This is a genomic window from Pantoea stewartii subsp. stewartii (assembly GCF_008801695.1).
Classification (GTDB): domain Bacteria; phylum Pseudomonadota; class Gammaproteobacteria; order Enterobacterales; family Enterobacteriaceae; genus Pantoea; species Pantoea stewartii.
The window spans coordinates 19,762-28,883 of record NZ_VZPF01000067.1 but is presented as its reverse complement, the minus strand read 5'-3'; the positions used below and the strand labels follow the sequence as shown (position 1 = coordinate 28,883).

At 54.8% G+C, this 9,122-nt stretch carries 6 protein-coding genes and 1 pseudogene; 3 read left to right on the top strand and 4 right to left on the bottom strand.

Translation table 11 applies throughout. The features are described from left to right. Positions 1–126: 126 nt before the first annotated feature. Positions 127–495: pseudogene (locus tag F7Q90_RS18550) on the top strand (MFS transporter); the annotation flags it as partial. A gap of 37 nt (positions 496–532) precedes the next feature. Here the strand turns inward: F7Q90_RS18550 and htpX are convergent. The 4 genes from htpX to F7Q90_RS18530 all read right to left on the bottom strand — a co-directional run bounded on the left by htpX (position 533) and on the right by F7Q90_RS18530 (position 5,026). Further along, complete coding sequence (htpX, locus tag F7Q90_RS18545) at positions 533–1,414, bottom strand: protease HtpX (RefSeq protein ID WP_006120311.1); 882 nt, start codon at positions 1,412–1,414, stop codon at positions 533–535. 245 nt (positions 1,415–1,659) lie between these two features. Further along, the gene (gene prc / locus F7Q90_RS18540) at positions 1,660–3,705 is read right to left on the bottom strand and encodes a carboxy terminal-processing peptidase (protein WP_006120310.1); all 2,046 of its coding nucleotides are present in this window, start codon (positions 3,703–3,705) and stop codon (positions 1,660–1,662) included. A 19-nt stretch (positions 3,706–3,724) separates the two neighbouring features. Further along, positions 3,725–4,429 (bottom strand): RNA chaperone ProQ, encoded by a 705-nt coding sequence (gene proQ / locus F7Q90_RS18535; protein WP_006120309.1) that lies wholly within the window; start codon positions 4,427–4,429, stop codon positions 3,725–3,727. 96 nt (positions 4,430–4,525) lie between these two features. Next, positions 4,526–5,026, bottom strand: a complete 501-nt coding sequence (locus tag F7Q90_RS18530) for a GAF domain-containing protein (RefSeq protein ID WP_006120308.1) — start codon at positions 5,024–5,026, stop codon at positions 4,526–4,528. A gap of 209 nt (positions 5,027–5,235) precedes the next feature. Between F7Q90_RS18530 and yebS the strand changes: the two genes are divergently transcribed. Together yebS and F7Q90_RS18520 are read left to right on the top strand one after the other, a co-directional pair. Beyond that, on the top strand, positions 5,236–6,480 hold the full coding sequence (gene yebS / locus F7Q90_RS18525) for a membrane integrity lipid transport subunit YebS (RefSeq protein WP_006120307.1): 1,245 nt from the start codon (positions 5,236–5,238) through the stop codon (positions 6,478–6,480). After that, a complete protein-coding gene (locus F7Q90_RS18520) occupies positions 6,449–9,088 on the top strand; it encodes a PqiB family protein (protein ID WP_006120306.1) in 2,640 nt (879 codons plus the stop codon). Before yebS ends, F7Q90_RS18520 begins: the two co-directional genes overlap by 32 nt. Positions 9,089–9,122 lie beyond the last annotated feature (34 nt).

Below are 9,122 nucleotides of genomic sequence, written 5' to 3'. Positions count from 1 at the left end.
AATGGAGGCGAAGCGCCTCAAGGAGCCATGTCCGGTGTTTCACGCGATAGTGTCCATTAAAAAATGATGGACACTATTTTCCCGGAACCGGAGCCCGCTGCACAGACGGTTTAAATGTGACGCTTACTACTCGGGGGATTAGGGCTGGCCCTGTTTGCCATCGGGCTTTTTCTGCTGGCTCACTTACCTGCGAAGCCAGACGACATGGACATTATCTGGCGCATGATGCTGTGCGGGGCGGGCTTTGGCCTGTTTCAGTCCCCGAATAACCACACCATTATTACCTCCGCTCCGCGTCAACGCAGCGGTGGTGCCAGCGGTATGCTGGGCACGGCACGGTTACTGGGTCAGAGCAGCGGTGCCGCACTGGTAGCGCTGATGTTCAACTGGCTGGGCAATGACGGCACCCATGCGGCGCTGTTACTGGCGGCTGGATTCTCAACCGCAGCGGCCCTGCTCAGTCTGTCGCGCATAAAAACACCGCGCGTACAGTGATAAAAAAAGGCGACTTCTCAGTCGCCTTTTTGCCGGGTTACTTCAGGTATTCGCCGCTACGCAGCGCTTCAATACGTTTATCTAACGGGGGATGCGACATAAACAGCTCGCTGAATGACTTCCCTTTACCGTTGATACAAAACGCCATCATGCTGCTGGGCTCCTGCGGCTCGTAGCTGGTTTTCAGGCACTGCAGTGCCGCAATCATCTTCTCACGGCCCACCAGTTTCGCTGAACCGGCATCCGCATGGAACTCACGGTGACGAGAGAACCACATGGTAATGATGCTGGCAAGGATACCAAACACCAGTTCCAGCACCATAGAAACGGCAAAGTACACCAGCGGATTACCGTTGCTGCTTTCTTCCCCATCGCGGTTACCAGACATGAAGCCTGCCGCAATCTGCGCCAGAATACGCGAAACGAAAATCACGAAGGTGTTCACGACGCCCTGAATCAGGGTCATGGTGATCATATCGCCGTTGGCAATATGCGCGACTTCGTGCGCCAGCACCGCTTCAGCCTCGTCGCGGCTCATGTTTTGCAGCAGCCCGGTCGATACAGCCACCAGTGACGCATTACGGCGGGCACCGGTTGCAAAGGCGTTGATGTCAGGCGCGTGGTAAATCGCGACCTGCGGCATCGCAATACCGACCTGCCGGGCCTGCTGGCTAATGGTCTCTAACAACCAGCGCTCGGTTTCGTTGCGTGGTTGTTCAATCACTTCACCGCCGACCGAACGCAACGCCATCCACTTCGACATCAGCAGTGAGACAAACGCACCGCCGAAGCCAAACAGACCTGCCATAATCATCAGGCCCTGAACACTGCTTGACTGAATTCCTGTCAGGCTGAGAATCAGCCCGAATACCAACATCACTGCCAGGTTGGTCAGCAGGAAAAGAGCAATACGCATCATAACGGTTAATCATCCTCAGTAGTTCATGCGCTCATGCGCGGATACATATCCTATGAGCATTGTGCGGGTTTTCAAGCGACCTTAACGTTTAAGTGCCTAAAAAGACATAACTTTACAATATGACATAACCTTTACCGCAACCCTACTGAATGCGCGCAGTACAACACATTAACGTGACGCATCCTTGCCAGACTTATCATAAAAAAAGCACCGCAGTGCGGTGCTTTTTATTAAACCAGAACGTATCAGTTGCTTTTCGCTGCGGACGCGTCGGGAAGCGTCTTTTCCAGCTGCGCCAGATCGTTGGCAATCTTGACGGTTTCATCCAGATAAGGATCGGGTTCTTTGTAATCCTTAGGCAGGTCATCCAGGCTCTTCAGCGGCTTTTTGCCTTCGGCCTGATAGCGCGCATTAATGCGTTCCAGACGCAGCGCGTCGTCTTCGTGGTTCTCTTTCTCGCGTTGAGCAAGATTGAGCGACACGATATTGCGCTTGTCCTTCATGGCATTAAAGCGGGCAATGTCCTTCATGATGTACTGGAACTCACGATCTTTCGCTATACGTTCATCATGTTCTTTCGTCAACTGCGGCACCAGCGCTTTCACATCTCCGGTTTTCGCGTAGGTGGCAGCCGTGATGCTGTCCCACGGTAAGGCGTTATCTTCAAACTTCTCGCCTGTCTCCGCCGCTTCAACGCCGGTAGGCATCAGCAGATCGGGGGTGACGCCTTTACGCTGTGTACTGCCACCGTTAATACGGTAGAACTTCTGAATCGTGTACTGAACCGATCCCAGCGCAGGCCATTCCGGACGCAGCATCTGATCGTAAATGCGGTTCAGCGAGCGATACTGCTGAACGGTGCCTTTACCAAAGGTCGGCTCGCCAACAATCAGCGCACGCCCATAGTCCTGCATCGCCGCCGCAAAGATTTCAGAGGCAGACGCACTGAAACGGTCAACCAGCACCACCAGCGGCCCTTTATAGTACACAATGCCGTCGTTATCGCTGTCCTGACGGATGCGACCGTTATTGTCGCGCACCTGCACCACGGGGCCACTTGGGATAAACAGGCCAGACAGTGAGACCGCCTCGGTCAGTGCGCCACCGCCGTTGGTCCGCAGATCAATCACGATGCTGTCGACATTCTGCTTTTGCAGTTTCTGCAACTGCACTTTGACATCATCGGTCAGGCCCACGTAGAAGCCCGGAATATCCAGTACGCCGACTTTCTGTTTGCCCACATTGTGAATACTCATCTTAACGGCGCGATCTTCCAGACGGATTTTCTCACGCGTCAGTGTCACAATGCGGGTTTTAGTACCTATACCGGCAGGCAGGATTTCAAGGCGAACCTTACTGCCTTTCGGTCCTTTAATTTTGGCGACGACATCATCCAGACGCCAGCCAATCACATCTTCCATTGGCTTGCCTGGCTCACCGACGCCGACAATACGATCGCCAACGGTGATGGCTTTACTTTTCGCCGCCGGGCCACCCGCGACCATAGAATTGATCACGGTATAATCGTCATCCATCTGCAGTACGGCGCCAATCCCTTCGAGCGACAGGCTCATTTCAGTATTGAACTGCTCGGTATTGCGCGGCGACAGATAGTTGGTGTGCGGATCGATTTCGTGGGCAAATGCATTCATTGCCAGCTGGAACACATCTTCGCTGTTGCTCTGTGCCAGGCGACGGATGGCGAAGTTATAGCGTTTGGTCAGCACGTCACGAATTTCTTTTTCGTCTTTGCCGGCCAGCTTCAGGCTCAACTCATCGTATTTCACCTTGGCATCCCACAGCGCATTTAATTCGTTCTGGTCTTTCGGCCAGGGCGCTTTGGAACGGTCAATATCGATGGTGTCATTACCGGTAAAGTTCATCGGGCGAGCCAGGACCGTGAGCGCGTACTGATAGCGTTCGAAGCGGCGTTTCTGGGCCAGATTATAAAGATCGTAAAAAATATCCAGCTTACCGCTACGCAGTTCGTCACCCAGCTGCGTTTTCTTGCTGGCAAACTGTGCTACATCCGACGCCAGCAGCACGTTGTGGCTGTAGTCGAGCATGTTGAGGTAGCGGTCAAAAATTTTGGCGGAAAACGCCCCGTCCAGATCGAACTGACGATAGTGAGAACGCGTGAACCGTGAGGTGACGCGCTCGCTGACGGTAGGATCCTGGGGATCTTCATGCAACTGAGGAATTTGATCGGCACGAGTGATGTTCTCGGCGGCAAAGGAAGGGCCTGACAACAGCAGGCCCGCGATCAATCCAACTTTTAACAAGGTGTTCATGCCGGGGTCAGCCTCCGTTTCAGAACTGCAGGTGTTCTGCGCGCACAATCATTGCCATGCCGGAAGCGAGCTGTACCCGGACGCCGTCTTTAGAAACTTCCAGAACGGTTGCGTCCATTGCACTTTTGCCTGCTTTAACTTTAATACTCTGGCCGGGTTGCAAAGTTGAGGTATCAGTGATGGGTTTAGCCTGCTGCTGCTCCGGACGGGGTGCCGGTTTGCGATGCTGCGATGCAGTAGGACGCTCAGCAGACTGCGGACGCGGCTTACGCGCGGCGTCACCCTCTGCGGCTTTACGCGGAGCAGGTTTGCGAGGACGACGTGGCGCGCTGGCCCCTTCTTCGCCCTCACCGGCTTCACGACGCGCAGCCCGCTGCTGATCGCGTTGCGCCTGAACACGCGCTTTCGCGTCTTCCAGCTGCTTGCGGGCATGCTCAACGTGCTGCTCATCGAGAACACCGCACGGATTGCCGTCGAGATCCACGCGGGTCGCACCCGCTTTAATACCGTACAGATAGCGCCAGCTGGAGGTATAAAGACGTAATGCTGAACGTAACTGTGTTTTGCTCAGGTTCATTTCGCCCTGAACGCGCTCGACCAGATCCTGAAAGATACCGATTTTGAGCGGACGCGCTTCACCTTCAGCGCTAAAGCAGTGCGGAAAGCGCTCCGCCAGAAAGCTAATGACTTCTTTACTGCTATTCAACTTAGGTTGATTTTCCATGAAATTTCCTGATTACTACGGGTTTGCCGACCAGAGCAGGCATGAACAGGCGACATTATAATGACAACATCGCTAAATGCCATGCAATCCAGTCGATTAGCTACGCGTCAGCTGCAAATATTTTTCTAAGTCCGTGTTCGCGAGCACGTCGCAAAGCCCGTCAGTCAAGGCTACCAGCCCTTTTTCATCATCACTATCAAAGCGATTGTATTCCACACTGTCGATATCCAGCACGCCCACAACGTGACCGTTTACTTTCAGAGGAATCACAATTTCAGCATTACTGGCCGCATCGCAGGCGATGTGCCCCGGAAACGCATGCACATCATCTACACGCTGGACCTGATTTTGCGCCAGCGCTGTACCACAGACACCTTTACCCACGGGGATGCGCACACAGGCAATTTTACCCTGGAACGGGCCAAGCACCAGTGTGTCTGCTTCCGTCAGCAGGTAGAAGCCTGCCCAGTTCACGCCTTCGAGACCTTCATACAACAGCGCGCTAAAGTTACCCATCGCGGCGAGGAACGCCGTTTCTCCCGCCAGCAAGGCGCGCATATCGCGATCTAAATCGGCGTAAAAGGCAGTTTTGTTCATTATTCAACCGTTACCAGTGACATCCGGGCGGCTAACCACTCCGCCAGTTAAAAATAAGCACTAAAAATCCATAGCCATAAGGTGAATCATAGCGTTAGTTACTATAACCTTAACATTCTGTGGATCGAAGCGTGATACCCGAAACAGGTACACAGCAATGTCTTAACAACCCTTTGCGTAAATAACAATAAGCGAACCCTGCACTCTTTATGAAAATTCACGCGATTAGCGAGACATTGCCCCACGCACGTTATCAGCGTTGTCCGCAATGCGATACCCTTTTTTCCTTACCAGATGTGAAATCGCATCAGTCGGCACATTGCCCCCGTTGTAATGCACAAATTGTCAGCGGCTATGACTGGTCGATGACGCGTCTGCTGGCGATGGCGGCCACCATGCTGGTCCTGATGCCGTTCGCCTTCAGCATGCCGTTGATTTATATCCGGCTGCTGGGTATGCGCATTAACGCCAGCCTGCTGGAAGGCATTGTGCAGATGACGCTACAGGGCAACGTGTTAACGGCCTCCATGGTGGCGTTCTGCACTATCGGTGCGCCCGTCACGCTTGTGGCTGGCATTGGCTACCTGGCGCTGGGCCAGCGTTTGGGCATGAATCTGCGCCCGGTTCTGCTGATGCTGGAGAAGCTGAAAGAGTGGGTCATGCTGGACATTTTCCTGATTGGCATCGCGGTGGCGTCGATTAAAGTTCAGGAATACGCCGATCTCGAAATGGGCTACGGTCTGGTGGCTTACATTGCCCTGACCGTCCTGAGCGTGATGACGCTGATTCATCTCAATATTGAGCAGCTATGGGAACACTTTTATCCGCAACAGCCTCAGGTGACGCGACGGGAGGATCTGCAGGTTTGTCTCAACTGCCATTATACCGATGTTCCCGACGCACGAGGCCGTTGCCCCCGCTGCCATACACCGCTCGACTTCCGTCGCCGTCACAGCCTGCAAAAATCCTGGGCTGCGCTCATCGCTTCCATTGTGCTGCTGATCCCGGCCAATCTGCTGCCCATTTCGGTGGTGTACCTCAATGGCTCGCGGCGGGAAGATACGATCTTCTCCGGCATTCTTTCCCTGGCATCCGGTAATATTCCGGTCGCCGCCATCGTCTTTATCGCCAGTATCTTAGTGCCCTTTACCAAGGTTCTGGTCATGCTGGCGTTGCTTCTCAGCATTCATTTTCGCTGCGAGCAAGGCCTGAAAACCCGCATCCGTCTCCTGCGTTTTGTAACCTGGGTCGGTCGCTGGTCTATGCTGGATCTGTTTGTCATTTCGTTAACCATGTCACTGGTCAATCGTGACCAGTTACTGGCTTTTACCATGGGACCTGCCGCGTTTTACTTTGGCGCGGCTGTGATCCTGACCATTATGGCCGTTGAGTGGCTGGATAGCCGCCTGCTCTGGGATGCACATGCAACAGGAAACGCCGACTACACCGACTAATGCTACGCTGCGTAATAAGCGTAAAATTTCCCCTTTTTGGCTGCTGCCCGTTATCGCCATGCTGATTGCGGGCTGGCTGCTATGGACGAATTTTCAGGAGCGCGGCACCACAATCACCATTAATTTCCAGACGGCAGATGGGATTGTGCCCGGGCGCACGCCTGTGCGCTATCAGGGCGTGGAAGTCGGTACCGTGCAGGGCATCAACCTGAGCGACGACTATCGCAAGATCCAGATCAAAGCCAGTATCAAAAGTGATATGCGTGATGCACTGCGTGAGAATACGCAATTCTGGCTGGTGACACCGAAAGCCTCGCTGGCCGGGGTTTCCGGCCTTGATGCGCTGGTCGGCGGTAACTACATCGGCATGATGCCGGGCGATGGTAAAGAGAGCGACACCTTCACCGCCCTGGATACGCAACCGAAATACCGTGTCAATACCGGCGAGCTGATGATTCACCTTCATGCACCGGATCTGGGTTCGCTGAATACCGGCTCACTGGTCTATTACCGCAAAATTCCGGTAGGCCGCGTGTACGACTACAGTATCAACGGTCAAAACAACGGCGTGTCAATTGACGTGCTTATCGAACGTCGCTTCGTCAACCTGGTGAAAACCAGCAGCCGTTTCTGGAACGTGTCCGGCCTGAACGCCGATGTCAGCCTGAGCGGTGCCAAAGTGCAGCTGGAAAGCCTGGCGGCACTGGTCAATGGCGCAATTGCCTTTGACTCGCCCGAAGGCGCGGAAGCCGCAAAGAGCGTCCAGAATTACACCCTCTATCCTGATCTGGCTCACAGCCAGCGCGGTGTGCTGATTAGCCTCGATCTGCCCAACGGCGATAACCTGTCGGCTAACCGAACGCCGCTGATGTACCAGGGTCTGGAAGTCGGTACGCTCACCAAACTGAATCTGCAGGACGGCGGCAAAGTCACCGGCGAGATGACGGTTGATCCGTCTGTGGTCGGCCTGATGCGCGAAGGCACACGCATTGAAATGCACAGTCCGAAACTCAGCCTGACTGACACCAGCCTGAGCAGTCTGCTGACCGGCAATACCTTTGAACTGGTGCCCGGCGACGGTCCACCCGTACAGCATTTTACCGTGGTTGCGCCTGACAAAACGCTGCTGCAGCAACCCAATGTGCTCACCGTAAAACTCAGCGCGCCGGAGAGCTATGGCATCGATGCGGGGCAACCGCTGATGTTATACGGTATGAAAATCGGCCAGGTCATCTCGCGCGATCTGGATGAAAATGGGGTGAATTTTGTTGTGGCAATCAATCCTGACCACCGGCAACTGGTGCACAGCGACAGTAAATTCATCGTGAACAGTCGTCTTGATGTGAAATTCGGTCTGGACGGCATGCAGGTGCTGGGAGCCAGCGCACGTGAATGGGTCGATGGCGGTATTCGTCTGGATCCCGGCAAGCGCGGCGCGCCAAAAGCCGCCTATCCGCTGTTTGCGGATGCGGAACGTGCGGAGGAAGGTATTGTGGGTGACGGTCCGTCGACCACGCTGATGCTGACCGCGAAAAGTCTGCCGGATGTTCAGGCGGGATCTGTCGTGCTGTACCGCAAGTTCCAGGTGGGCGAAATCACGAAAGTCACACCGCGCGCGGATGCGTTTGATATCGCTGTTCATATCAAACCGGAATACCGTAAGCTCCTCACCAACGAAAGTGTCTTCTGGGCGGAAGGCGGCGCACGCGTGCAGCTTAACGGCAGCGGATTAACGGTGCAGGCCTCCCCGCTGAACCGGGCTTTAAAAGGCGCGATCAGCTTTGACAACCTGACCGGGGCGAAAGTGGATAAAGGCGTAAAACGCGTGCTTTATCCGTCCGAAACGGCCGCTCGCGCGGTGGGCAGCCAGATTACCCTGCACACCTATGATGCCAGCAAACTGTCCGCGGGCATGCCGATTCGCTATCTGGGCATTAACGTGGGTCAGATCGAATCGCTGTCGCTGAGTGATGACAATAATCAGGTGGTAGCCAAAGCCGTACTTTACCCGGAATACGTGCAGAACTTCGCGCGCGTTGACAGTCGTTTCTCCGTGGTGTCGCCCGAGATTTCGGCCGCCGGGGTGAATCATCTGGAAACGATCCTGCAGCCTTACGTTAACGTTGACCCGGGTAAAGGACGCGGCGCGCGGACCTTTGAGCTGCAGGAAAGCACCATCACCGACACGCGTTACCTCAACGGCCTGAACATCTATGTGGATGCCACCGAAGCGGGTTCTCTGTCATTAGGAACGCCGGTCCTGTTCCGGGGCGTCGAAGTCGGTACCGTGACCGGCACCTCGTTGGGTAATATGGCGGATCGCGTGCAAATCGCCCTGCGCATCAGTAAGAAATATCAGCATCTGGTACGTAATAACTCGGTGTTCTGGCTCGCCTCCGGCTATAACCTGGACTTTGGGCTGATTGGCGGTGTGGTGAAAACCGGTACCTTCCAGCAATTTATCCGCGGCGGCATTCAGTTTGCTACGCCACCGACGGTCCCGCTGGCCCCGCAGGCGAATGCGAACAAGCACTTCCTGCTGCAGGACGAACCGCCGAAAGAGTGGCGTAACTGGGGTACGGCCATTCCTGACCCGAACCAACCTTAATCCTCCCAAAACGGGCAGCCAGGCTGCCCGTTTT

Excerpts from the sequence above, each read along its gene's own strand:
- htpX (WP_006120311.1), bottom strand. The coding sequence starts at position 1,414 with ATGATGCGTATTGCTCTTTTCCTGCTGACCAACCTGGCAGTGATGTTG.
- prc (WP_006120310.1), bottom strand. The coding sequence starts at position 3,705 with ATGAACACCTTGTTAAAAGTTGGATTGATCGCGGGCCTGCTGTTGTCA.
- proQ (WP_006120309.1), bottom strand. The coding sequence starts at position 4,429 with ATGGAAAATCAACCTAAGTTGAATAGCAGTAAAGAAGTCATTAGCTTT.
- F7Q90_RS18530 (WP_006120308.1), bottom strand. The coding sequence starts at position 5,026 with ATGAACAAAACTGCCTTTTACGCCGATTTAGATCGCGATATGCGCGCC.
- yebS (WP_006120307.1), top strand. The coding sequence starts at position 5,236 with ATGAAAATTCACGCGATTAGCGAGACATTGCCCCACGCACGTTATCAG.
- F7Q90_RS18520 (WP_006120306.1), top strand. The coding sequence starts at position 6,449 with ATGCAACAGGAAACGCCGACTACACCGACTAATGCTACGCTGCGTAAT.